Genomic DNA, 23142 nt, shown 5'->3' on the forward strand with positions numbered 1-23142 from the left:
TAGCAAGACCTCTTTTTAGTGTACTCAAAATTTGGGTAAACAATATCTCATTCAATTTTTACTTTTTTTCAAACTTTCTCCTCTCTTAGATTATTCGTAAGAGGAAGAAAAAACAGTCGAAAATTTCTTTTCAACTGCTTATTTATTTGCAAAATAGTCTTCCTTGGTCAAGACATAATGAACTATTGTGACGATTCGTCCTGGTTCTTTATTATCCATTCTGGCATAGGGTTCTTCGTGGGAAAAGCGCATACCTGATTTCTCCATGACCTTTCCTGATGCGGGATTGTCCTTGTCGTGAAGAGCGGTCAACTTGTTCATTCCAATCTTCTCAAAAGCGAGTTCAATCACGGCACGATTGGCTTCTGTCGTCAATCCTTGATTCCAATACTTTTGGTTGATAATGTAACCAATAGCTGCCTTCTTAAGAACAGGATCAATCTTATGCAAATCAATGGTTCCGATAAACTGGCCAGTGCTTTTTAGTTCGATTCCCCACCGTCCCAAGGGATTAACCAAGTAAAACTGAGCGATGTTGTTCTTGGTTTCTTCTAGGCTCTGATTTGTTGGAAAAGTGTAGCGTGTATTTTCTCTGTCCGAGGCATACTCAAACATTTCTTCCGCATCATCCAAGGTTACAGGTCTAAGCAATAAACGCTCCGTTTCTATATACGGATACTGGGAAAATTTTACAAAAATTGATTCCATAGGTTTCCACCACTTGAAAAGTTTCTAACTAATATAAGGATATTGAATGAAATATTTAAAAAGCAAATTTATACTTAGTATTGAGATAACTTTAATTACAAAAGAGCTATCCTTCAGACAGAGGTTGAGACTCTAATTCTTCACTCTCTTCATTCTTGACAGGTGCTGGTTCATAAGCTCGGATAATCTGAGCGACAACTGGATGTCGAACCACATCCTTGGCTAAAAAATGAACAAAGTCAATTTGGTGAATGTTCTTGAGCTTTTCTTGGGCATCAATCAAACCGGACTTGACATTACGCGGCAGGTCAATCTGACTGATATCTCCATTGACAATCATCTTAGAATTAAAACCTAAACGCGTCAAGAACATCTTCATCTGCATGATAGTCGTATTTTGTGCCTCATCGAGAATGACAAAAGCATCGTCCAATGTCCGTCCACGCATGTAGGCAAGGGGCGCAATCTCAATGATTTCACGCTCCATGAGACGGGTGGTCTGGTCTTTTCCTAAAATCTGATACAAGGCATCGTAAACAGGTCGAAGATAAGGATCCACCTTCTCTTTGAGATCACCCGGAAGAAATCCAAGACTCTCTCCTGCTTCAACGGCTGGACGAGTTAGGATAATTCGCTTGACTTGCCCACGTTTAAGGGCCGTCACCGCCAAGGTCACTGCAAGAAAGGTCTTCCCTGTCCCTGCAGGCCCAATTCCAAAGGTCACATCATGCTGTTTGACACTGTCCACATAAAGCTTTTGACCCAAGGTTTTGACACGAATAGGTTTCCCAGTATTATCCTTGATGATTTCTTCTTCGTAAAGGGCGACAAACTTATCAATTTCATCGTTTTTGACCATGCTAATAGCCGTCACCACATCTGGCGTTCCAACCGTCATTCCACGATTGACCAAGACCATCAAGGCTTGGATAACCTGACGGGCTTCTTCACATGCAGCTTCTTCTCCCAAAACCTGCACAATCTCCGTACGGGCATGAATGACCACATCAAGCTCTTCTTCCATCAAACGAAGATGGCGCTCATTGGAACCAAAAAGATGAAACAGGTCATCTGGATGACTCAGTTGAATGTCAATTGAATGTTCCTTCAAATAAAGAACCTCTCTAATCCTTTTATTTCTTTTTATTATAGCAAAGGGATGGATAAATTACTAGCCCAAACCCAATGAATAAAGTCTAGTGTTCTAAGTATTCTTGCCAGATAGCGTCAAAGTCCCCTAGGTTAAAAGAGAAACTGGCATGCTCCTCCAAAAAGCGACTCACCTCATCAAAATCATCTGTGTGTTTTGGGAAGGCTGACTCTTCAAAGGCAAGGTCTGCTAAGATGGCTTTAGGACTGTTACTTTTAGGATTACGCTCAGTCATGAGCCAAATGTAAAATGATTTTCTCATATGCCAGCCTAAATCAACTCTGTCCCAAACTGGTCTTGCTTGATTTTACCAGCCTTCATCAAGCCACCAAGTGCTTTCTTGAACTGACCTTTAGAAATGCCAAAGGTTGCCTTGATATCATCAGGAGATGACTTATCATTTAAGGTCATGAAACCGCCATTGCTTTCCAAGTAGGTCAAAATCATCTGAGCATCGTTTTCCAACATTTCAAAGGAACGTGGTTTGAGAGAGAGATTAAGAGTACGGTCCACTTCACGGAAACCAATGACACGCGCATCTAGCACTTGTCCCAAACGTGGCTCTGTGTAGCGCTCACTTGGGTGGATAAAACCAAGCATGTTATTCTCTGGCAGATAGACAAAGGTCCCTGACAGCTTGGGACGGTAAACAATGGCTGGCCAGTTTTGGTTCTGCATGTTGTTGTAAGCAGGACGAGCCAGACGTTGGAAGTCTTCCTGATACGCCAAAAGTCCCCAGATTCGGTCTTTCTTGTCCACTTCAAGACGGATGTAAAGTTTATCACCCTTCTTAGGCCAGAGTTCCTTGAGCTCAGGGAGGATATCGAGTGACACAACGATTTCCTTGTCAGGTAACCCTGTATCTACAAAGACTCCCAAGTCCTTACGAACCTCTGTGACACGTCCCCAACCACATTGGTCCTGAGTGGCAGTCACTTCTAAGGTGGTCAAGCGGAGCTTTTGCTTCATATCTGTATAGGCAAAACCTTTAACCGTATCCCCTACTGTATGTTGTCCTTCTTCCTTGGCAAGCGCATAGGTTTGGCCATCCTTTTGCACAAAGTAAAAATGGTCATTTTCATCGATGATGAGTCCAACGATAAAACTTGCAAGATTTGTATTCATATTTCCTTCTTTCGAATAAAACTCAGCCAGCAATGCCAACTGAGTTTTTCTGTTTATTTTAGACTTCCAAAAGTTCTTTCTCTTTGTTGGCAGTCATGTCGTCGATGTGTTTGACAGCATCGTCTGTTACTTTTTGAATATCTTTTTCAAGAGTCTTCAATTCGTCTTCAGTGATTTCTTTTGCTTTTTCTTGTTTTTTAGCTTCATCCATAGCGTCACGACGGATATTGCGCACAGCCACTTTAGCATTTTCACCGACCTTCTTCACTTCTTTAGCAAGGTCACGACGAGTTTCTTCTGTAAGAGCTGGGATAACCAAACGGATTACAGAACCATCGTTAGCCGGTGTGATACCAAGATCAGAAGCGTTCAAGGCACGTTCGATGTCTTTCAATGAAGACTTGTCAAATGGTGTTACCAACAAGACACGCGCTTCTGGAATCGTAATTGAAGCGATTTGGTTAAGAGGAGTTTCTACTCCATAGTATTCTACATGTACACGATCAAGCAAGCTTGCATTGGCACGACCGGCACGGATACCACCAAATTCACGAGCAAGTGATTGGTGAGACTGGGTCATTCTCTCTTTAGCTTTTTCAATAATTGCGTTAGCCATAATCTTTCTTATTCCTTTTCTTCGATATTATTTGAAACTGTTGTTCCGATATTTTCACCAAATACGACACGTTTGATGTTGCCTGGTTGGTTCATGTTAAAGACAACCAAGTCAATGTCGTTGTCCATAGAGAGGGTTGAAGCTGTTGAGTCCATGATACGAAGACCTTTATTGATAACATCACGGTGAGTCAATTCTTCAAACTTAACGGCTGTCTTGTCTTTCTTAGGATCGGCATTGTAAACACCATCAACCCCATTTTTAGCCATAAGGATGGCATCCGCTTCGATTTCAGCTGCACGAAGGGCTGCTGTTGTATCTGTTGAGAAGTAAGGTGAACCAATACCAGCACCAAAGATAACAATACGGCCCTTTTCAAGATGGCGAAGAGCACGTCCACGTACATAAGGTTCTGCCACTTGTTGCATGGCAATGGCAGTTTGCACACGCGTATCGACGCCAACTTGCTGCAATGAATCTGCCATCACCAGAGCATTCATAACAGTCCCAAGCATTCCAGTGTAATCTGCCTGAACGCGGTCCATTCCTGCTTCTGCAGCAGGTTCTCCACGCCAGAGATTTCCTCCACCAATAACAAGGGCAATTTCGATACCTAAGCTATGAACTTCTTGAATCTCTTTTGCGATTGTTTGAACTGTCTGGATATCAATCCCTACGCCACGTTCACCGGCAAGGGCTTCACCTGATAACTTGATTAAAATACGTTTATACTTGGGATTCGCCATTTTTACTCTCCTTTTTTTATCCTACCTATTTTATCACAATTTCTAAGATTTTTATAGTATCATGGGCAATTCTTTCAAAAAAATTAGACCGTTAAAAATTCTTCTAAGTCGCTAAGGGCACGCTCTGCAATTTTTTCATAACGAGCCTTCTTATCGCGGATACGCTCACCTTCCAACTCCTTGATAATCCCAAAATTGACATTCATTGGTTGGAAATGTTTGCTATCAGCGTGAGTGATGTAATGAGCCAGACTTCCGATCGCTGTGGTCTCTGGGAAGATAGCTTCACTTTCACCCTTGAAGAGTCGAGCCGCGTTAATACCTGCAACTAAGCCTGATGCTGCCGATTCAACATAGCCTTCCACACCCGTCATTTGACCAGCAAAGAAGAGATTTGGTTGCTTCTTAGAACGGTAGGTCTGTTCCAAAAGATTTGGTGAATCCATGTAAGAATTGCGGTGCATGACACCATAACGAACAAACTCCGCATTTTCAAGACCTGGAATCATTTGGAAGACACGCTTTTGTTCTCCCCATTTGAGGTGGGTCTGGAAACCGACGATATTGTAGAGGCTACCAGCCGCATTGTCCTGACGAAGTTGAACAACCGCGTACGGCGTTTTGAACTCGCCGTCACGAGGTCCTGTGTAGTCGTCTGGATACTCAAGCCCCACTGGCTTCATAGGTCCATAAAGCATGGTTTTAATGCCACGTTTGGCCATGACTTCGATAGGCATACATCCTTCAAAGTACTTTTCTTTTTCAAAGGAATTGAGCGGTGCTTCTTCCGCATTGACCAAAGCTTCATGGAAATCCATAAACTCTTGCTTAGTCATAGGCGCGTTGAGGTAGGCTGCCTCTCCCTTATCATAACGAGACTTGAGATAGACCTTGCTCATATCAATAGTGTTGACATCGATAATAGGCGCTGCCGCGTCGTAGAAATAGAAGCCATCGCCATCATTAAGGGCATGAATTTTTTCAGCTAGGGCATCGCTGGTCAAAGGACCAGTAGCGACCACAGTAATAACGTCAGTTGGCAATTCTGTAATTTCATCACGCACCACTTCAATCAAGGGGTGGTTGGCAACTTTTTGGGTCACCATTTGGGAGAAACCATCACGATCCACCGCAAGGGCACCACCTGCGGGAACTCGTGTAGCTTCAGCAGATTCCAAAATGACTGAACCCAAGCGACGCATTTCTTCCTTGAGGAGACCCACTGCATTTGTCAAAGCATCCCCACGAAGGGAATTGGAACAAACCAACTCTGCAAAATTGTCTGTTTTGTGTTGAGGGGTAGGCTTTATACCACGCATTTCATAAAGTTTAACTGGAATACCACGTTCTGCGATTTGGTAGGCTGCTTCAGAACCTGCCAAACCAGCACCGATAACATTGATATAAGATTGAGACACGACACTAATACCTCTTTGGGAGTGTGAAGACAAGCTTCACATGAAAAAAGCCAATCGGATTTACTTCGCTTTCGAGTTTCTTGGCTCAAACTGAAAAAGTCCCCCGGACTTTTTCACTCCCACAAATCTTTCTAATTTTTTCTTCTACTAGTATAACAAAAAAAGGGAAGAAGGCAAACTTCCCTGTTTAGTCATTTTCTTGATGTAAAGAGATAGTGAGTATTCCAATTAAAAATCAATTATATGCTACTCTATAAAATCTTTTCCACGTAACGGATCAATAGGGACTGTTATTCTATCTCTTGCTATAACCGTATTATCTAAAACAGCATAACATTCAACATAGTGGTCTCCTTTAAACTGAGAATCTTCGTGATGTTTTATTTTACCTGAAAAAATAGCACCACGCTCACAATTTCTTCTAATCGCCTCAGCTCCAATATTTCTTACTTTCCAATAATATTTAACATCAGACAAAAGATTATCTGGAATATCTGATTGTATAATTTCAAAATCAAGAGATTTTCTATTTTTAATCTTAAATCTACTCTTTAAAAAGTCTGAAAGAAGTGCTTTTCGAAAACCATACTGAGTAATTTCACACTCCAAAACAATATTATATCGGATATCAATATTAAACAATTCATCAATAAATTTTTCATTCGAAGCTCGATTTGTGGTAGAAGTGGATTGAGCGAATTTTCTACCAAATAGCTGTCTATAAACTTCAGTAAGTTTCTCTTCTGAAGCGTCTTCTATTTTCTTGAGAGCCTGCTTAGCTTTATTGATAAATTTTGCTCCATCATTATTATAAATCTTTTGATTACTACCTAAAGCATACCAATACTCTCTATTTTTATCTTGACTTGAAAAATATTCAACAATATCTTTCAAGAGAATATTATAATCAGAGTAATATATTTCAGAAATACCTTTATCATCAATAAAATCAGATATCAAAGCATCTATCAACAGCCCCTTAAATGAAAAGCCCATATGATTTTTCCATCGTCGTATGAGTCTTGTTAAGTTAGAGAAATGATTATTAAAATTCGAATTTAAAGATTTGCATTTTTCAATTTCAGGCTTTGGTTTAGTAGTTTTCCAAGAACCTCCGTTACGAGAATCAGGATATTTAAAATTACCATCAGATTGTTCGAAAGCTGGAACTAACTCAATTTTTCCACCATCTGAAAAATCAATAACAACGACCTGTCCGTCTCCTTTTATTTTTGTATTTGGGTATCTTTTTAGTAATTCGTTTTTTATTTCCTGTAGAAGTGCTGATTGACCATTACCCTCATAAGAATCAAATCGTCTATACACTTCTGAGGGTAGTGAAAAAATATAATCAAAATCACTAACATTTCGAACAGCCGTCGTTCTCCCCACACTACCAACAATCAAACCATTGTCAATTTCTTCATCTGCAAGATCATCTAAGGAATAGTATTTTCGATTAAGTCGTTTCGTAATCTCTTTTAATCTATTCTTCCATTTTTCCCATTCCTCGTCCGTCATGGGGAGTTCATCTTCGCAAAATTCTTTAAAATCATTAGATAAAGACATTACTCTTCCTCCTTAATTTCCATCAATTCTTTTGGAATAAAGTATCTATAATCTTCCTCATAATCATTATCTTTTCTCGATTTTATTAGTTTTGAAGCCTTGGATACATTTTTGGGAGAAGCATTAGAAAGTTGACTATAAGTAGCATCTCTTCGAAATTTTAATTCTTCGAAAGATTCTTGGATTTCACTGGATGGTTTTCCATTGTAAACCACCTCAGATAAAAGAATTTCAGCTAACACTCTAAGATTCCAAAGCTCATCAACAGATTTCCTCTCCAAAGCTAGTCGTTCCTCAAAGTTAAACTCCTTGGTGATGCTAAAAATTATTGTAGTGACTAATGATAAAAATGCTGTAACAAGCTTTATCCAATATTCATCAAACCAAAGTATTCCAACTAAGCCAGAAGAGACAACTCCAGAAATGATTATTGTTGCTATTCTAAACCATCGAATATAGCTTTCTAACTCGTCAATTCTAACCGCATGAATTTTGTGAGTCCAACCTACATTTACTATAAATTTTTTAAGTTGAAAGTGTAATTTTTCTTGATTTTTCGACATTAAACCTCCTCCTTACTATTTTTGCTTATCTTGGTATGTTTCCCAAACAAATGACACTACCGTTAATGCAGATCCTACAACAACTGAAGCATACCTTGGTGGCAATTCTATAAAGTTAGCTCCCTTACCATGACCATCACCTTTATCATTTCTAAGACTGTTAATACCCTTGATAATTTGATTCAAACCACTTAGAACTATCTTTACATCTTGATTATTTTTTGCTGAAATATTTTCATTAGAATCCAAGTTTAAAAATTTAAAGACTTTCTTTTGCAAAGTTGCAATATCATTAGAATTAGAATACTCAATTTTTTCATGGTCTAAAATATGTTTAAAACATGATTCCAACAATTCCTTAGCTTTTCCAATAGCGTCCGCTGGAGAGCGAGAAATCATTTCATTCATAATCCCCATTTGCTTATCTATATAGTCGCTATCAAAATAGTCAGATAAAGATTCAGCAACATTATTTAAGTAGGCCATTTGTGAGACTTCATACTTCGAAAGTCTCTCTTTCAATTTCAATGCCTGAGAGTTCCTCTCTTCAGTTTTCTCGTAATATGAGTCAGGAAGGTCTTCATAATATCTAAGTAAATCTAAAGCTAATTTTAAAACCAGTTCATCTGGTTCGTTATCTACAAAAACCTGTAAAGCTTTCCCTTTTGAACCTCCATATTTCTCTTGAATATTTACTCCTACTGAATTAAAAGTAAAATTAGCAAAAGTAGAGTTAGAAAAATTTAATACATAACCGTCACTATTAAAAAATACTTTTATAAAACTCTTATCTTGAAAATTTAATTCCATATCAAGTTCCCTAGATTTAAAACATCAACTCGCTTCAAACAAATCCAGTTGACCAAAACTTTCTTCGAGTTTCTGTTGTTTTGCAATTACATCACTATTTCGTAAATCTGACACTAACTTTTCAGCAATATACCACATCATTACTGGTGGAATAGCATTCCCCAGCATTCTATATTGAGCACCTTCTGAACCAAGCAATTCATAGTTTTCTGGAAACGACTGAATACGTGCAACCTCTCTTGGAGTATAGCGACGGTAACGTCCATTTTCTAACAAAACAGGGTCAGTGCTATTTAAGGATACTTTTGCTAAATGAGAACTAACCGTATTACTCGGCTGTTCAATGTCTTGTGCTCGTCCTTTATTCATTTTTTTGCCAGATTTACTATTTAGCATTCCTTGCACAGCCCTCTCGCTAAAATAATACTTTTCATCAATATCTTGCTGAAGAATTACTTTTAGTGGTGTATAATCTTCTACATTTTGAATAGGCTCTTCAGGAAATTCAAAAGTAAAATTCAAATCCTTTCGAATACCAACAATAAACACACGCTCTCTCTTTTGCGGAACGCCGTATTTGGTGGCTACGCAAAGTTTATAAGAAACATTATAACCAGCTTTTTCGAACTCTTCAATAATTAGAGGAAAGGCTTCTTTATTGTTTGCAGACAAAATTCCCTTAACATTTTCGGCAAAAAATGCTTTTGGTTGATGAGCTTTTAACACTCGCACCATCTCAAAAAACAATGTTCCTTTTTCGTCTTTTATTCCTAAGCGTTTCGGATTTTGAGCACTAACAGAAAATGATTGACAAGGAAAACCTCCCGTTAAAATATCGAAAGATGGGATTTCATCTGATTTTATTTCTCGGATATTTCGATTGTCTGGAGTAACACCAAAATTCTTTTCAAACATTTTATTGGCACTGTCTTCAATATCATTTGCATAGACAATCTCAATTTGATTATCAGCATAATGTTTACCTAAAAAATCAAATCCACCAGCAAAACCAATATCCGTTCCACCCCCTCCACTAAAAAGAGAGGCAATTTTTAGTTTCTTCAAATTAAATTCTCCTCAAAGCCAACCGACGGTGAAAAACGGACATCATATCCATCTTTTCTCTCAATCAGAAGCATCTTCTCATTTTTGACTAACTCATACAAATTCTTGATAATAAACAATTTTTTGCTATGTTTAGAAATCTGCAAACGATAAATATAGTATCTATCACGCACAGATTTAGCAGTTCGCCATTCGTTTGGTGTGATATGAAACGAATTAAAAGTAATAGAAGCATTGCTGACAGTTGTTTTGACTTCAATATACTTTCTCAGCTCAGAATCATCACACTCAAAAGATTGAACATCGTAGCCGACACCAAACTGTGTTGGAATAAAATTCACCAGATGGAGCAACTGTTCTTGCCCATGTTCTCGTAATTTTTGTTTTTCATGATTGATAACAATAGCTTCTCCCGAACTCCCTACAACAGCGGTAGATATTTTCTCGCTGTATTCGATGTGTTCAGTTAGATGTCCGATAATATCTGTTTTCTCTTCAGTAAAATCAATATCACTTGGAAGGTAGAGATTAAAGTTTGTCCTAAAATCAATATCTCCTAAATCACGATTGACATATTCGAACCAAGCACTTCTAAAATTTCGAACATCTTCAATTGTTGTAGAAGCATTTCCAATAAATTGAGCATAGCCATCAAAGGTAGCATCTGATTGCAAAAAGTCATTTATTGCTTGCTCTTCCATAGAATTTATTTTATACCTACCACCTTGAACAGTTAGTAAACTCGCTATAACCATGTAATCTAAAATATCTTTGGCATATCGAATAACATCTCCTTTAGTATCGTAAGCTACTTTAGACGCTCTATTCTCTTTGATACGATTCCATATTTCCAAAACAGGCTCTCTATCACGAGTACATCTCAAATCATTAAAGATACAATGGGCGACTTCTTCATCGGTGAGGTAAATAGTTTTTTCTTCAGCTTGTGAGGCTTCTGTAAATAGTTCCAGTAGATACTGAGCTGGCTTAAATTGAACTCCGATTTGACAAAGTTTAACAATCTCGTTATCTTTTAGATGCCCACCAGGATATTCAAAATTATACAAAAAGGTTTTAAAAAAGCGAATAAGGTCTTGGTCTTCAATCAATTCCTTAGCCCTATTTCCTGAATAGACAAAGCCTTCTTTCTCAATCATCATTCCAAACAAAGAAGAAATCTCTGTTCGCCAGTTATTGATTGTTTTCTCTGTTTTATCTGCATTTCCTGCATATTGTTTGATAATGTCATTTAGTTGCTGACTAAATTCCTTTTTAGGCAATATTCCCAAATAAGAAATATTCGTTGCCATATAAACAAGTACATTTTCGACATCATTTTTAAAACGAGGTCTTGGGTGATGTAGTCTAAAATAATATTTCTCTGGAACTTGATACATAGTTACTCTTCGTTATTTTTTAAATATTTCAGTAAATTGTTTGCAATCTGCTGAGCCATTAAAGGAGGAACAGCATTACCAACTTGTCTAAATTGCTGTGTTTTACTTCCGTAAAAGATAAAATCATCTGGAAAAGATTGTAAACGAGCAGATTCCCTCACTGTTGGCACACGATTATACTTATAGTGGAAATGATGTCTATGCCCCGTATCAATCGTAGGAGCTGGCTTCCAACTAGCAAATCGTGTCCAAGCGACATTAAATTTTCTTGTTTCTCGTAATTCCTCTGGGAGATTTTTATAATTTCCACCGTCAGGGACAAGGGCAATTGTACTTATCACTTTTTCTGAATGCTTGGCTGCAACGTGGTTCAAAACCACGTTTGAACGTTTTCGCATTAGTTTTTGATAGTCATTTTGTGGTTCTGAAACATAAGACATTTCTATCTCGCCAAGTTCATTTTCTAATGTTGGTAAATCAGAAATTGCCATCTCTGTTGTAATGATTGTTCCCAATGCTTCAGGATATTCAAATCCATCATTCCTCGTCCCCACAAAAATAACACGTTTTCTATTTTGAGGAACTCCATAGTCAGAGGCCAGCAACACTTTAAACTGAACCTTATAACCCATTTTCGAAAATTCTTCTATGATAGTATCTTTTATTTGCCCTGTAAACAAACTAACAATCCCAATCACATTTTCAATGACAAAAGCAGTTGGCTGTATTTCTCGAACCAATCGAATATAAGACAAATAAAGTTTGTTCCTTGGATCATCAAATTTTCTAGGTCCAGAAAGCGACATCCCCTGACAAGGGGGACCACCTACAATTATGTCAATTTTTTGTTCTCCAATTATTGGTTTTATATCTTCCTCATAAGATATATTCGCAATATCTCCACATAATATTTCTGAATTCTGATGATTTTTTTGAAAGGTTTCTAAGGCTTTTTCATCATTATCAATTCCTAATAGAACATTAAATCCAGCCATCTCGAATCCATAAGATAGACCACCTGCTCCTGAAAATAAATCTACAATGTTATATTTTTTCAACTGATAAACTCCACACTATTTTCTCATATATAATTATACCATACTGCGTACTTAAAAATAATTCTAATAGAGTACATTATATATATTCAACGTAAACTGAATGAACATTGTTTTTATTTATTCACTACTCAATCAATTCTATGATTTAGACTCCGAATATTATCATCACTAATTAAGTTAAACAGAAACAGACAGAATTATTAAATCCTGTCTCCCTTTATTGTTTTTCTTCCCAGTCGTGGTAGGCCCCGTAGAGTTGGCTTTTGTTCCACTGGTAAATCTTAGCAACTTCCTTAATGGCTTGATTTTTCTTCATACCTTGCTGAATACGGGCTTGGATTTCTGAAAACAAGTCCTCCTCGTCTTTTTCCTCCACATCTTGGCTGGCACCTTCAACGATGAGAAGGCATTCTCCCTTGAGTGGATTTTCAGCGATGCTTTCTAATAACTCAGAGATAGCACCTCGTTGGTACTCTTCATAGATTTTGGTCAATTCTCTGACCAAGACGACCGAGCGGTCACCGTAGACTTCTAGCATATTTTCTAGCGTATCCGCCACACGATGGGGCGATTCGTAGAAAATTTGTGTTTCAGGATAGTCTTTTTTTGAGTCGAAAAATTGCTTTTGCTGCCCTGATTTTCTCGGTAAAAAGCCGTAAAAGATATGTGGCTGTGGCGCTAAACCACTGGCAATCAAGGCAGAAATTCCTGCAGAGGCACCTGGAACTGTGACAACCGCAATTTCTTCCTCAATAGCTGCCTTAACCAAATCATGACCAGGGTCCGAGATACTAGGCAGACCCGCATCGGATACCTGAGCAATACTTTGTCCTGCTTTCAGGAAACCAATAAAATCCGGAATTTTTTCCTTGGCATTGTGCTCATGAAAACTGATCTGCTTAGTGGAAATGTCAAAATGCTTGAGCAACAGACCTGTATTGCGCGTGTCCTCAGCTGCAATCCAGTCCACTTCTTTCAGGGTTTGGATAGCACGAAAGGTCATATCATCTAGATTGCCAATCGGCGTTGCCACTAGATACAGCTTGCCATAGGGAGACTGCCCCTTAAAACTTTTTTGAATCTGCATGCCTACTCCCTGTATAACAACTCGTCACAGAACATACATTCCTCGTCCTGCTCTCGACGTTGTCCATAAAAATCATTACATACGTGAAAACCATCTTTATAAATTCGACGTACACTTTCACGAACATGCTTAGCCTTGACAGGAGCGTCTGCTTCCACCTCACCCAAGCGTTCGCGCAACTTACTATTTTCTAAACGAAGAGCTGTATTTTCCTCTACCAGACTCTTGAGATTTTTCTTGATGGCTTCAACATCGGCCAAGGTTACCAATAACTGTTGGGAAAAATCATCCAGCGCGTCAAATAATTCTTTTTTGTCCATAAAACAGCCCTTTCCTTTCTTTATCGTTCATTTTTGAGTTTATATTTCTTTCAAGGCCAGATATTCCATGGCATTTTGAAAACTGACATTAGCTTGCCACATTTTTCTAGCTTCTAACAAATCTTGTAGAATCATCCTTACCCTTGCTTGCAAGAGTTCCTGCCCACAGAGGACTTCGAGAAGCCGTAAAACCTGATCCTGCTTTTCCTTGTCATCTGCCAAGTTGGCTAATTTAGCAACCTGCAGATAACTTTCTTTTTTCTTAGCTAATAACCAGGTCAGCAGGCGTTCACTTTCATCGACCAAGGTCCAAAAACTTGCCTGATTTGCCAACTTTTCTGCTTCAGCACGCGATTGACTAAACAGGGCTAAGAGAGTCGCTTTTTTCTTGATCAGACCTGCTTGTTCTAATTGATGGATGAGCTTTTCTTCTTGCTTTTTAAAGTGAAAAATTTGCGTCCGACTTCGGATGGTCGGTAAGATCTTTTCCTCATCGCTAGTCAAGAAGAAAATATAAACCTCACTCTGGGGTTCTTCGATAACCTTGAGCAGAGAATTGGCTGCATTAGGATGCATTTTCTCAGCTTGCTCGATAATAAATACCTGCTGCTGGCTTTCAATCCCTGCTTGAGAAAACTGTCCCACCAATTCCCGAATGCGTTCTGTCTTAATGACCTGATTGACTGGCTTAATCAAGGTAACATCAGAAAATTCTCCCTGTTCAATCAGCTTACAATTTCGGCATTTCTCACATGGTAAAACGCCTACTTTATCTGTACAAAAGAGGCTCTTAGCTAAAAATTGCGCCATTTCCAAACTTCCAAAGAATCCTGAAAAAAGATAGGCGTGATTGAGCTGGTCTTGTTCTAGGATACGGACAAAGCGGTCAAACTGCTCTGGCTGCCAATCCTTTAGTTGATCTTGTTTCATTTAGATAATCCCATTCTGTCAAATAAGACATCCTTGGTCGTTTCCACAACCTCCTCCAATGGGAGACTCGCATCAATCTTGACAATGCGATTTCCTTCTTTTTCCAGAAGAGAAAGGTAACCTTGACGAACTTTTTTATGCAAGTCCAAACTTTCCAAGTCCAAACGATTGACCTCGCGGTCACTATTAGCAGCAATGCGAGCCAGTCCCTCTTCCACCTCGATGTCAAAATAGAGTGTCAAATCAGGTTTAAGGCCATCTGTCGCAAAGTGATTGAGCCAATCAATGGCGTCAATATCCAAGCCACGACCAAATCCCTGATAGGCAACGGAACTATCGATGAAGCGGTCCATAATGACCAATTGACCAGCTTCAAGTGCTGGAAGAACTTTTTCCACCAAGTGCTGTCTGCGACTGGCAATATAGAGAAGGAGTTCAGTCTTAGCATCCATCTGAGTATGACTTGGGTCCAAAATCACTTCCCGAATCTTCTCACCAATCAAGACTCCGCCTGGCTCACGAGTCGTCAGCACCTCTACTCCTTTTTCCTCTAAAATTGGGAGCAGAGCCTCTAAAACGCTGGTCTTTCCTGCTCCCTCTGGTCCCTCAAGAGAGACTAAAAATCCTTTTGACATGTCTAACTCATTTCTTTTTTTCTACCTTCTATTCTATCAAAAAAATAGGGGTTTGTGACAATCTTTTTGTCTTCTCATTTCAGCCACCATAAAAGAGGCAGTCAAAGCCACCTCTTATTTACCTAGTTCTTGTGTTCGTTTGTAGGCTTGACCGACTGCCTCCATGACTGTTCCTCGAAAAGCATGCGCTTCTAGGCTTGCTACACCAGCGATAGTCGAACCACCTGGGCTACAAACTTGGTCTTTCAAGACCCCAGGATGCTCTTGGCTTTCTAGGACCAATTGACCAGCTCCAACCACAGTTTGAGCCGCCATTTTCAAGGCCGTTTCTCGTGGCAATCCAGTCTGAACACCTGCATCTGCCAAGGCCTCAATAAAGAGATAGACAAAGGCTGGCCCACAACCTGCAAGACCTGTCGCTGCGTCGATTAAACCTTCTCCTAGTTCAACCAAGAGACCTGCCTTGGCTAACAGCTGACAAAAGAGCTCACTGTCCTCAGCCCTGCAATTAGAAGACAAGGCATAACTAATCACTCCTTGCCCGATAGAAGCAGGGGTATTCGGCATCATACGAATAATTCGGTGTTGACTTGGAATAAGACTCGTTAGTTTTTCTAAAGTCAATCCAGCTGCCATCGAAATCAAAAGAAGACTCTCTCTTTTTTCAAGAATGGTCTGATATTGAGAAAGCAGTTCAGAGAACTGAGCAGGTTTAACACCTAGAAAAATCACATCTGCTTCTGCGAAGATTTCGTCATTGCTGGAAACCTGACCGCCGAAGTTGGCGATAAAAGCATCTACTTTTGCTTGACTACGATTGGCAAGAAGAATCTGTTCATCCGTCTTGGCTTGCAAGACAGCCTTGGCTAAACTAGCACCCATATTCCCCAAACCGATAAATCCAATCTTCATCTCTTACTCCCTTATCTGTCCGTCACCAGTAACCACATACTTGTAGCTGGTCAATTCTTTCAAGCCCATTGGCCCACGCGCATGCAGTTTCTGAGTAGAAATCCCCATTTCACAACCCAGACCAAATTGGCCTCCATCGGTGAAACGAGTTGAAGCATTGACATAGACTGCTGCAGAGTCCACTTGATCTGTAAAGTAAGCTGCAGCTTCAGCATTTTCCGTTACAATAGCATCAGAATGATGGGTACTGTGAGCTTCAATATGGGAAACTGCTTCTTCTAAACTGCTTACAACCTTAACAGCTAGGACATAGTCCAAAAACTCGGTATCAAAGTCTTGGGCTTCAGCTGCTTGGCCTGAAACAAACTGACTTGCTTTGCTATCCAAGCGGAATTGAATTGGTTCCAGACCAGCTTCTTTTCGATCTGCAACTAGCACTTTCTCCAAGCGAGGAAGGAAGCTTGCTGCCTTGTCATCATGAACGAGAAGGACTTCCATGGCATTGCAGACAGAAGGACGACTGGTTTTAGCATTGTTGATGATAGATAGAGCCTTGTCTTCGTCTGCGTCCTTATCGACATAAACATGAACAATCCCAGTTCCTGTCTCAATAACAGGCACGATGGCATTTTCAACCACGGCATTGATCAAACCAGCCCCTCCACGAGGAATAAGAAGGTCTAGATAACCCTTGGCCTTCATCATAGCATAGCTACTTTCACGACTAGTATCTTCCAGCAATTGAATCACATCTGGGTGAATAGTAGTCGTCTCCAAGCCCTTCTTCAAAGCTGTGACAATGGCATGGGCAGTTTGATAAGCATCCTTCCCACTACGAAGAACAACCGCATTTCCACTCTTGAGAGCCAAAGCAGCCGCGTCAGACGTCACATTTGGACGACTTTCATAGATAATACCGATGACCCCCATGGCCACCCGTTTCTTGGTGATAACCAAACCATTTTCAAGATGACTGGTTTCTAGAACTTCACCGATTGGATCTGGTAAAGCAACCACTTCACGAATCCCATTTGCCATCGCTTCTATACGTCCCGCATCCAAATAAAGACGATCCAGCATCACATCTGAGATTTTCCCCTTAGCCGCCGCCATATCGAGGGCATTGGCCGCTAAAATTTCCTCAGTAGCAGCCACTAAGTGATCAACCAGAGCTAGCAAGGCTTGGTTTTTCACCTCTTCACTAGCTGTGTTGATCGATTTTTTAACAGCCTGTACCTGTTTAAATTGTTCTTGTGTACTTACCATAGTTTACCTCTAAAATTCTGTAAAGAGTAGTTGGATTTCAGGAGTAATGGAAATCCAGTCATCACGGTGAATCAAGACACCCTTGGCTTTTTGAGAACGCAACATATCCTCCAAAGCAGATGCCCCAAATTGCACGCGTCCTTTTCCAAGTGATTTTCCACTTTCCTTGTCAAATACTGTCACGATATCACCGTAAGAAAAGGCCCCTTCTGCGTCAACTACACCAGATAGGAGAAGACTCTTTCCATGTTGAGAGAGAGCTTCAGTAGCCCCTTTATCAACCCAAATAGAACCCTGACTCTGAGCATAGAAAGCCAGCCATTGTTTCTGGGTACGAAGTCCCTTCTCTTGCGCAACAAAGTAGGAACCATCCTTGGTCTCCTCAGCTGCCTCCATCATGGCATCCGCCTTCAAGGATGAGCAGATATAAACAGGAACTCCTGATTCTGTCGCAATAGTTGCAGCTTTGATTTTGGTTAACATGCCACCTGTTCCGTTTGAAGAACCTGCTCCACCGGCCATATCAATAATCTCACGATTGATAGTCTCGATTCTCTCCAAGCGTTTGGCTGTTGGATCCGAATTAGGATTTCCAGTATAAAGACCGTCGACGTCTGTCAAGAGAACCAAAAGGTCTGCTTGGACCACGGCTGCAACCTGTGCACTCAGAGTATCATTGTCCCCAACCTTGAGCTCATCAATAACGACACTGTCATTCTCATTGATGATAGGAATCGCCCCGCGGCTAAGTAGAACCGACAAAGCCTGATGGGCATTTTTATAACGGCGCTTATCCACAAAGTCGTCCTGAGTCAGTAAAATTTGTGCAGAAACGATTTGGCGCAAGAGAAGATTGGTCGTGTATTCTTCCAACAAAAGCCCTTGCCCTACCGCTGCTGAAGCCTGTTTATCAGCAATCTTAGTCGGACGCTTTTTAAATCCTAAGGCCCAAAAACCAGCCGCAATGGCACCTGAAGACACCAAAATCAATTCATGACCAGCCTCGTGCAACATAGCCAACTGCTGGGTAATAGCCTTTACCTTACTACGTGATAAACTTCCATCCTCATTCGTCAGAGAAGAAGTTCCCACCTTAAAGACAATCCGTTTGTATTTCATAGTCTCACTCCGATTCTTAATATTTATCCATTATAACATGAATAACAGGAAATAGAAAAGAGTTGATAGGAAAAAGAATGCTCTAAAACCTTCTTTTTTACTACTGTTCTGATTCCGATTTGTTTGCACTCGTTTCAGAGCTTTGCGAAATTACTGAAGTCAAATCTTGACTAGTTGAAGAACTTGTAACACTTTCGTTCTGAGTCGTTACTTTATTTTCAAGATCTTTTTTCACTACTTCACTGGATTCTTTTGTCTCTGAATTACTTGTAACTTTAGTTGTAGCGGATTTCTCTACAGGAACATCCACTAACCAGGCACCACTTGAATCAACAGTATAGCCTTCTGGTGTCTTGCCATTTACAAGTAATTGACCATTGTCTTTCAAGAAGTACCATTTATCCTTGTCTTTGATCCAACCCACAGCTCGTGAACCGTCTGTCTTGTAGAAATACCAATCGTTTGCCTTTTTAAGCCAACCTTGCTTCATAGCTCCTGAATCTTCTAGATAGTAATGATGACCAGCAACTTCTATCTCACCTGTCTTCATGATACCAGTAGAATCCATATAGTACCAGGTTTCTTTATCTTTTACCCAGCCCGTTTTCATTTCCCCTGATTGAGCAAAGTAATACCATTGCCCCTTATATTGAAGCCAACCTGTCTTCATAGAGCCATCAAAATCCAAATAATACCACTGTTCTTTATCTTGAATCCAACCAATTTCCATCTGATTTTCTTTGTTGAAATAATACCAGCTTCCATCGATTTTCTTCCAATTTTTTGCAGCAGCACCAGAGTCTGTCAAATAAAACCAACGATTGTTCCATTTTTTCCATTGATTATATAACAGGATTCCCCTCTGATTAAAATAATACCATTCACCTTCGATTTCATTTCAACCGACAGCATACTCTCCTGTAGAATCAGGCGCTTGATACCACCAGTTTCCATATGCACTCTTATGCCAACCAGCTTGAAAACTTGGAATAGGCTTGTAGGAAGTTGAAATGTTTACTAAACCGTCTTGTCGAATATCAAAAACTGTTGCATCATAGTCTTTGCTGGCTGCGTTAATTCTCTCAATTCCACGTTCTTTGAGCCAATTGACATACTCACTATCAACACCATTTTTCCAAGGTAGACTATCTGAAGTTTGAACAATCAAACTCGGACTCAAATTTTTAATGAAATCCTTAGTGTTTGATTTATTGGTATCATAGTGATGGTTAAACTTCATCAAATCAACTTTTCCAATAAGAGGACCATACTTATCTTCCGCTCCATGAACATTATCTAAGTCACCCCCAAGGTAAATTTTCTTGCCATTGACTTTCACTACACTAATCAAGGAATTGGAGTTGTCATCCCAAACAGGTTTAAGATTTCCATTCTCATCATATTCATTTTCATAATTATAGAGCTGAATATCCATGTCCCCAAACTGAAAATGAGCATCTCCCTGTGTGATGTTTTGAATAACTGAAACACCTTTTTCTGCAGCAGTCTGTAAAACCTTATCATAGCCATACAGATTATCCCAAAGACGTTCAGGCTTAGTAATACGATTATCACTATATTTTTTAAGATAGACTCGGTCAACTGGATAGGTGGACAGTAATTCATCAACATTTCCAATATGATCGCTGTGGGTATGGGTAACCAAAATAAAATCAAACTTTTGGACACCCAATTCCTTCAAATGACGAAAAACACGGTCTGTCAGAACATGCTTATAAGTGGTATTGATACCCTGTCTCCATGGATAACGAGAATCACTTCCATCTGGAAAGTCATAATCTTCTCCTGTATCCACCATGGCAAAATGTCCATTACTTTCAAGAATAATCGCATCACTGCCACCTTCATGAACATTAATAAAGTGAATTTTATTTCCTGAACTTTCTTGAGCTTGAACATTCCCATACCATGACAAACCTAAAAAAGCGCCTGCAAGTGCTAAACTAGTTAATTTCTTTTTCATTCTTACTTTCTCAATCTCTCCAATGTTTCCTTAAAAATCTCTGGGATATCTGCTGTAAATTCCATGGTCTCACCTGTTCTCGGATGAGTAAAACCTAAAGTCTTAGCATGAAGAAATTGTCCATGCCCTTTCAGAGTCTTGCGAGGACCATAGACTTCATCACCAGCGACTGGATGCCCAATATAAGCCATGTGAACACGGATTTGATGGGTGCGGCCTGTCTCCAGCTGCAACTCTACTAAGCTATAATCGCCAAAGCGTTCCAAGACGTGGAAACGGGTAACTGCAGGCTTGCCTTTAGCAGTCACAGCCTGTTTCTTACGGTCTTTTTCACTCCGGCCAATCGGCGCTTCAATTACACCACGATCATTGGGCAGATTTCCATGAACAATCGCCCAATATTTGCGGAGAGACTTTTTATCCTTGAGTTCTTGGGCAAGTGCTAGATGCGCCTCATCGTTTTTAGCAATCATGAGCAGACCTGACGTGTCCTTGTCAATACGGTGAACAATTCCTGGACGCAGAACCCCATTGATACCAGACAAGTCCTTAATATGATACATGAGAGCATTTACTAGGGTTCCACTAGTATGGCCGGCACTCGGATGCACCACCATCCCCTGAGGTTTATTAACGACGGCCACATCCTCATCTTGGTAGATGATCTCTAGCGGAATATCCTCAGCCACATACTCTAAGACCTCTGGTTCTGCCACATGGTAAGTGACGATATCGCCCTCTTGGACAGTGTATTTAGCTTTCTTGACTTGGCCATTGACCAAGACCTGGCCTGATTTAATTTGTTCATTCGCGAGACTGCGTGATAATTCTGTAAAATCCGACAAAGCCTTATCCAAACGCAGGCCACCACTTTCAATTTTAATTTCCATTTATTTCCTCTTTTAGCATTGCAATCAATAAAATAATCACTCCAACTGTCAGATAGCTATCTGCAACATTGAAAATTGCAAAATTAATAAAGTCAAGGTGGAACATATCCACAACAAAGCCCTGACTGATCCTGTCAATAAAGTTTCCAAGACCACCTGCAATGATTAATGTCAAGCCCAAGACCATCCAGAATGAGTCCTCCATGTGTTTATGGAGATACCAAATGGCACCTACCACGACGACCAGGGTAATGACAGCGAATAACAACTGCTGATCTTGTAAGATAGAAAAGGCTGCCCCTCGATTTTGCAGGTAGGTCAAGCTAACGAGATTGGGGATCCACGAACGTACTTCACCCAGTGGAATCTGCCATACGATATAGGATTTGACTAACTGATCCAGCGCAATCAAAAGCAGTACAACGACTGTCACTATTCCTCTTTTTTTCATGATTTCCTCTTCTGATCAAAATATTCTTGCATGACTTCTACGAAAAGAGTTCCAGCCTGACTAAGCTCCACTTCCTCACGTTTAACATAGACCATACGATTATCTAGGTTATCCTTGAGACGAATAACTGTGATGCCATTAACACTATCACTATCTAAAAATCCAGAACCTGTCGCATAGGCATCCGTCCGCTCCAAAACACCATTCAAAGTAGCACGGTCTGTCACATTGAACATCTGTGAGCTCGCACTGGTATCAACAAAGTTCTCTGAATAATAAAGGTACTCGTCTTTCTCTTGAGTGAAGCGAACCGTTGGTAAATCCGCTAAATCATCCATGACCAATTCATCTTTCTGAGCCAAAGGATGCCCCTCGCGGAGATAAATATGGGTATGGAAGGGAATTAGTTCAATAACCTCTAGGCCTAACTTTTCAACCCGTTGCATAATCCCCTTTTTATTTTGATTGTTGAGGTAGATAATGCCAATCTCACTATGCCCTTGCGCTACTTCATCTAAGATTTGAACAGTGGTTGACTCAAAAATACGGAAGTTCTTATAATCAGGATAACGCTCTGAAAAAGCCGTAATGGTTGGTGGCAAGAAGTCATAGTGCTGGCTAGCAATGGAAAATTCATCTTTTTCTTCTTCAGGATTGGCATACTGATTTTGAAAAATATCAAATCCCTTGACCAATTCTTGCGCTTTTTCATAAAATTCCATCCCACGACGGGTCAAGAAAGTCCCTGAACTGGTCCGACGGAAAATCTTAAACCCCAATTCTTTTTCCAAATCACGAACAGAAATAGACAGACTCGGCTGACTTACATACATCTTTTCAGCTGCTTCACGGAAAGTACCACTATTGGCAATGGCAACAACATAGCGTAATTGTTGAATGTTCATCTTCTACCCCCAACTTCTTTATCTTTTCATTATACCATATTTTAGAAGTTTTCCAAAAAGGAAAAAAGTGTCCATCGCAAGTTTAAATCTAACTATTCTCAATTGAAAGTTCTATAATGAAGTTAGCCACCCAGCCCTCCTAAAAATTAGATGGTTCAACTGGCTTATAGCTAGTACTCGATTTCATTTGATAAGAGGCTTGATGCTGTTAAGCTGGTGAGCCAAGGCTAAGACTAGCCTTGGTTTAGCTAACGAAACAGCTTCAAGGGTTCCTCTTGCCAAATGAAAGCTAATTCTAGGCATAAGAAAACACCTCTGTGTTATACTTGTTGTTCAACCGAAAACACAAGAAAGGCACAGAGATGCAAGACAATTATACTACAAAAGGCAGACATTTGACAATCGATAGCCGTCGCTT

The 23142-nt window shown here is 39.9% G+C and carries 23 protein-coding genes and 2 pseudogenes; 1 reads left to right on the forward strand and 24 read right to left on the reverse strand.

Going from position 1 to position 23142, the window contains the following annotated elements; genetic code table 11:
* Window positions 1-138: 138 nt before the first annotated feature.
* The 24 genes and pseudogenes from FGQ53_RS07130 to FGQ53_RS07245 form a co-directional block, all read right to left on the reverse strand.
* A complete protein-coding gene (locus FGQ53_RS07130) occupies window positions 139-708 on the reverse strand; it encodes a GNAT family N-acetyltransferase (protein WP_138337203.1) in 570 nt (189 codons plus the stop codon).
* Window positions 709-814: 106 nt separating this feature from the next.
* On the reverse strand, window positions 815-1819 hold the full coding sequence (locus tag FGQ53_RS07135; protein WP_138337206.1) for a PhoH family protein: 1005 nt from the start codon (window positions 1817-1819) through the stop codon (window positions 815-817).
* A gap of 85 nt (window positions 1820-1904) precedes the next feature.
* A complete protein-coding gene (locus FGQ53_RS07140; RefSeq protein WP_138337209.1) occupies window positions 1905-2120 on the reverse strand; it encodes a YozE family protein in 216 nt (71 codons plus the stop codon).
* A gap of 8 nt (window positions 2121-2128) precedes the next feature.
* Window positions 2129-2983, reverse strand: a complete 855-nt coding sequence (cvfB, locus tag FGQ53_RS07145; protein WP_138337212.1) for an RNA-binding virulence regulatory protein CvfB — start codon at window positions 2981-2983, stop codon at window positions 2129-2131.
* A gap of 58 nt (window positions 2984-3041) precedes the next feature.
* Window positions 3042-3599 carry a ribosome recycling factor gene (gene frr / locus FGQ53_RS07150; RefSeq protein ID WP_001262225.1) on the reverse strand — a complete coding sequence of 186 codons (558 nt, stop codon included), beginning with the start codon at window positions 3597-3599 and terminating at the stop codon, window positions 3042-3044.
* Window positions 3600-3607: 8 nt separating this feature from the next.
* Window positions 3608-4345, reverse strand: coding sequence for a UMP kinase (gene pyrH, locus FGQ53_RS07155; protein ID WP_000002996.1), 738 nt, complete (start codon window positions 4343-4345; stop codon window positions 3608-3610).
* An 83-nt stretch (window positions 4346-4428) separates the two neighbouring features.
* Window positions 4429-5763: a methylenetetrahydrofolate--tRNA-(uracil(54)-C(5))-methyltransferase (FADH(2)-oxidizing) TrmFO gene (gene trmFO, locus FGQ53_RS07160; protein WP_138337215.1), complete on the reverse strand. Its 1335-nt coding sequence runs from the start codon at window positions 5761-5763 to the stop codon at window positions 4429-4431.
* A gap of 246 nt (window positions 5764-6009) precedes the next feature.
* Window positions 6010-7332 carry an SMODS domain-containing nucleotidyltransferase gene (locus tag FGQ53_RS07165; RefSeq protein ID WP_138337218.1) on the reverse strand — a complete coding sequence of 441 codons (1323 nt, stop codon included), beginning with the start codon at window positions 7330-7332 and terminating at the stop codon, window positions 6010-6012.
* On the reverse strand, window positions 7332-7895 hold the full coding sequence (locus FGQ53_RS07170) for an SLATT domain-containing protein (RefSeq protein WP_138337221.1): 564 nt from the start codon (window positions 7893-7895) through the stop codon (window positions 7332-7334). The genes FGQ53_RS07165 and FGQ53_RS07170 overlap by 1 nt, the downstream gene beginning before the upstream one ends.
* 15 nt (window positions 7896-7910) lie before the next feature.
* Window positions 7911-8705 (reverse strand): abortive infection family protein, encoded by a 795-nt coding sequence (locus tag FGQ53_RS07175; protein WP_138337224.1) that lies wholly within the window; start codon window positions 8703-8705, stop codon window positions 7911-7913.
* A 24-nt stretch (window positions 8706-8729) separates the two neighbouring features.
* Entirely contained in the window at window positions 8730-9770 is a 1041-nt protein-coding gene (dcm, locus tag FGQ53_RS07180; RefSeq protein ID WP_000734158.1) for a DNA (cytosine-5-)-methyltransferase, read from the reverse strand.
* Complete coding sequence (locus FGQ53_RS07185; RefSeq protein ID WP_138337227.1) at window positions 9767-11167, reverse strand: protein NO VEIN domain-containing protein; 1401 nt, start codon at window positions 11165-11167, stop codon at window positions 9767-9769. The genes dcm and FGQ53_RS07185 overlap by 4 nt, the downstream gene beginning before the upstream one ends.
* Window positions 11168-11169: 2 nt before the next feature.
* On the reverse strand, window positions 11170-12225 hold the full coding sequence (locus tag FGQ53_RS07190; protein ID WP_138337230.1) for a DNA cytosine methyltransferase: 1056 nt from the start codon (window positions 12223-12225) through the stop codon (window positions 11170-11172).
* Window positions 12226-12442: 217 nt separating this feature from the next.
* On the reverse strand, window positions 12443-13312 hold the full coding sequence (gene rsmI, locus FGQ53_RS07195) for a 16S rRNA (cytidine(1402)-2'-O)-methyltransferase (protein ID WP_138337233.1): 870 nt from the start codon (window positions 13310-13312) through the stop codon (window positions 12443-12445).
* A 2-nt stretch (window positions 13313-13314) separates the two neighbouring features.
* The gene (gene yabA / locus FGQ53_RS07200; RefSeq protein WP_000358227.1) at window positions 13315-13632 is read right to left on the reverse strand and encodes a DNA replication initiation control protein YabA; all 318 of its coding nucleotides are present in this window, start codon (window positions 13630-13632) and stop codon (window positions 13315-13317) included.
* Between the two features lie 39 nt (window positions 13633-13671).
* The gene (locus FGQ53_RS07205; RefSeq protein WP_138337236.1) at window positions 13672-14562 is read right to left on the reverse strand and encodes a DNA polymerase III subunit delta'; all 891 of its coding nucleotides are present in this window, start codon (window positions 14560-14562) and stop codon (window positions 13672-13674) included.
* Window positions 14559-15197, reverse strand: coding sequence for a dTMP kinase (tmk, locus tag FGQ53_RS07210; protein WP_138337238.1), 639 nt, complete (start codon window positions 15195-15197; stop codon window positions 14559-14561). The genes FGQ53_RS07205 and tmk overlap by 4 nt, the downstream gene beginning before the upstream one ends.
* A 114-nt stretch (window positions 15198-15311) precedes the next feature.
* Window positions 15312-16109: a pyrroline-5-carboxylate reductase gene (gene proC, locus FGQ53_RS07215; protein WP_138337242.1), complete on the reverse strand. Its 798-nt coding sequence runs from the start codon at window positions 16107-16109 to the stop codon at window positions 15312-15314.
* A 3-nt stretch (window positions 16110-16112) separates the two neighbouring features.
* Window positions 16113-17375 (reverse strand): glutamate-5-semialdehyde dehydrogenase, encoded by a 1263-nt coding sequence (locus FGQ53_RS07220; RefSeq protein ID WP_138337245.1) that lies wholly within the window; start codon window positions 17373-17375, stop codon window positions 16113-16115.
* Window positions 17376-17384: 9 nt separating this feature from the next.
* Window positions 17385-18494, reverse strand: a complete 1110-nt coding sequence (proB, locus tag FGQ53_RS07225) for a glutamate 5-kinase (protein ID WP_229090345.1) — start codon at window positions 18492-18494, stop codon at window positions 17385-17387.
* Window positions 18495-18594: 100 nt separating this feature from the next.
* Window positions 18595-20478, reverse strand: a pseudogene (gene cbpE, locus FGQ53_RS07230) (phosphorylcholine esterase CbpE).
* Window positions 20479-20480: 2 nt separating this feature from the next.
* Complete coding sequence (locus FGQ53_RS07235) at window positions 20481-21368, reverse strand: RluA family pseudouridine synthase (protein WP_138337251.1); 888 nt, start codon at window positions 21366-21368, stop codon at window positions 20481-20483.
* Window positions 21358-21819 carry a signal peptidase II gene (lspA, locus tag FGQ53_RS07240; RefSeq protein ID WP_138337254.1) on the reverse strand — a complete coding sequence of 154 codons (462 nt, stop codon included), beginning with the start codon at window positions 21817-21819 and terminating at the stop codon, window positions 21358-21360. The genes FGQ53_RS07235 and lspA overlap by 11 nt, the downstream gene beginning before the upstream one ends.
* Complete coding sequence (locus FGQ53_RS07245) at window positions 21816-22724, reverse strand: LysR family transcriptional regulator (protein ID WP_138337257.1); 909 nt, start codon at window positions 22722-22724, stop codon at window positions 21816-21818. The genes lspA and FGQ53_RS07245 overlap by 4 nt, the downstream gene beginning before the upstream one ends.
* Here FGQ53_RS07245 and FGQ53_RS12305 point away from each other — a divergent pair.
* Window positions 22717-22812: pseudogene (locus FGQ53_RS12305) on the forward strand (AraC family transcriptional regulator); the annotation flags it as partial. The gene FGQ53_RS07245 and the pseudogene FGQ53_RS12305 overlap by 8 nt on opposite strands.
* Window positions 22813-23142: the final 330 nt, after the last annotated feature.

It is taken from the genome of Streptococcus mitis (genome assembly GCF_005844455.1).
Lineage (GTDB): Bacteria > Bacillota > Bacilli > Lactobacillales > Streptococcaceae > Streptococcus > Streptococcus mitis_BF.

What these genes read in the sequence shown, in the direction of transcription:
- FGQ53_RS07130 (WP_138337203.1), bottom strand. Translation starts at nt 708, where the DNA reads ATGGAATCAATTTTTGTAAAATTTTCCCAGTATCCGTATATAGAAACG.
- FGQ53_RS07140 (WP_138337209.1), bottom strand. Translation starts at nt 2,120, where the DNA reads ATGAGAAAATCATTTTACATTTGGCTCATGACTGAGCGTAATCCTAAA.
- cvfB (WP_138337212.1), bottom strand. Translation starts at nt 2,983, where the DNA reads ATGAATACAAATCTTGCAAGTTTTATCGTTGGACTCATCATCGATGAA.
- frr (WP_001262225.1), bottom strand. Translation starts at nt 3,599, where the DNA reads ATGGCTAACGCAATTATTGAAAAAGCTAAAGAGAGAATGACCCAGTCT.
- pyrH (WP_000002996.1), bottom strand. Translation starts at nt 4,345, where the DNA reads ATGGCGAATCCCAAGTATAAACGTATTTTAATCAAGTTATCAGGTGAA.
- FGQ53_RS07165 (WP_138337218.1), bottom strand. Translation starts at nt 7,332, where the DNA reads ATGTCTTTATCTAATGATTTTAAAGAATTTTGCGAAGATGAACTCCCC.
- FGQ53_RS07170 (WP_138337221.1), bottom strand. Translation starts at nt 7,895, where the DNA reads ATGTCGAAAAATCAAGAAAAATTACACTTTCAACTTAAAAAATTTATA.
- FGQ53_RS07175 (WP_138337224.1), bottom strand. Translation starts at nt 8,705, where the DNA reads ATGGAATTAAATTTTCAAGATAAGAGTTTTATAAAAGTATTTTTTAAT.
- FGQ53_RS07185 (WP_138337227.1), bottom strand. Translation starts at nt 11,167, where the DNA reads ATGTATCAAGTTCCAGAGAAATATTATTTTAGACTACATCACCCAAGA.
- rsmI (WP_138337233.1), bottom strand. Translation starts at nt 13,312, where the DNA reads ATGCAGATTCAAAAAAGTTTTAAGGGGCAGTCTCCCTATGGCAAGCTG.
- yabA (WP_000358227.1), bottom strand. Translation starts at nt 13,632, where the DNA reads ATGGACAAAAAAGAATTATTTGACGCGCTGGATGATTTTTCCCAACAG.
- FGQ53_RS07205 (WP_138337236.1), bottom strand. Translation starts at nt 14,562, where the DNA reads ATGAAACAAGATCAACTAAAGGATTGGCAGCCAGAGCAGTTTGACCGC.
- tmk (WP_138337238.1), bottom strand. Translation starts at nt 15,197, where the DNA reads ATGTCAAAAGGATTTTTAGTCTCTCTTGAGGGACCAGAGGGAGCAGGA.
- proC (WP_138337242.1), bottom strand. Translation starts at nt 16,109, where the DNA reads ATGAAGATTGGATTTATCGGTTTGGGGAATATGGGTGCTAGTTTAGCC.
- FGQ53_RS07220 (WP_138337245.1), bottom strand. Translation starts at nt 17,375, where the DNA reads ATGGTAAGTACACAAGAACAATTTAAACAGGTACAGGCTGTTAAAAAA.
- proB (WP_229090345.1), bottom strand. Translation starts at nt 18,494, where the DNA reads ATGAAATACAAACGGATTGTCTTTAAGGTGGGAACTTCTTCTCTGACG.
- FGQ53_RS07235 (WP_138337251.1), bottom strand. Translation starts at nt 21,368, where the DNA reads ATGGAAATTAAAATTGAAAGTGGTGGCCTGCGTTTGGATAAGGCTTTG.
- lspA (WP_138337254.1), bottom strand. Translation starts at nt 21,819, where the DNA reads ATGAAAAAAAGAGGAATAGTGACAGTCGTTGTACTGCTTTTGATTGCG.
- FGQ53_RS07245 (WP_138337257.1), bottom strand. Translation starts at nt 22,724, where the DNA reads ATGAACATTCAACAATTACGCTATGTTGTTGCCATTGCCAATAGTGGT.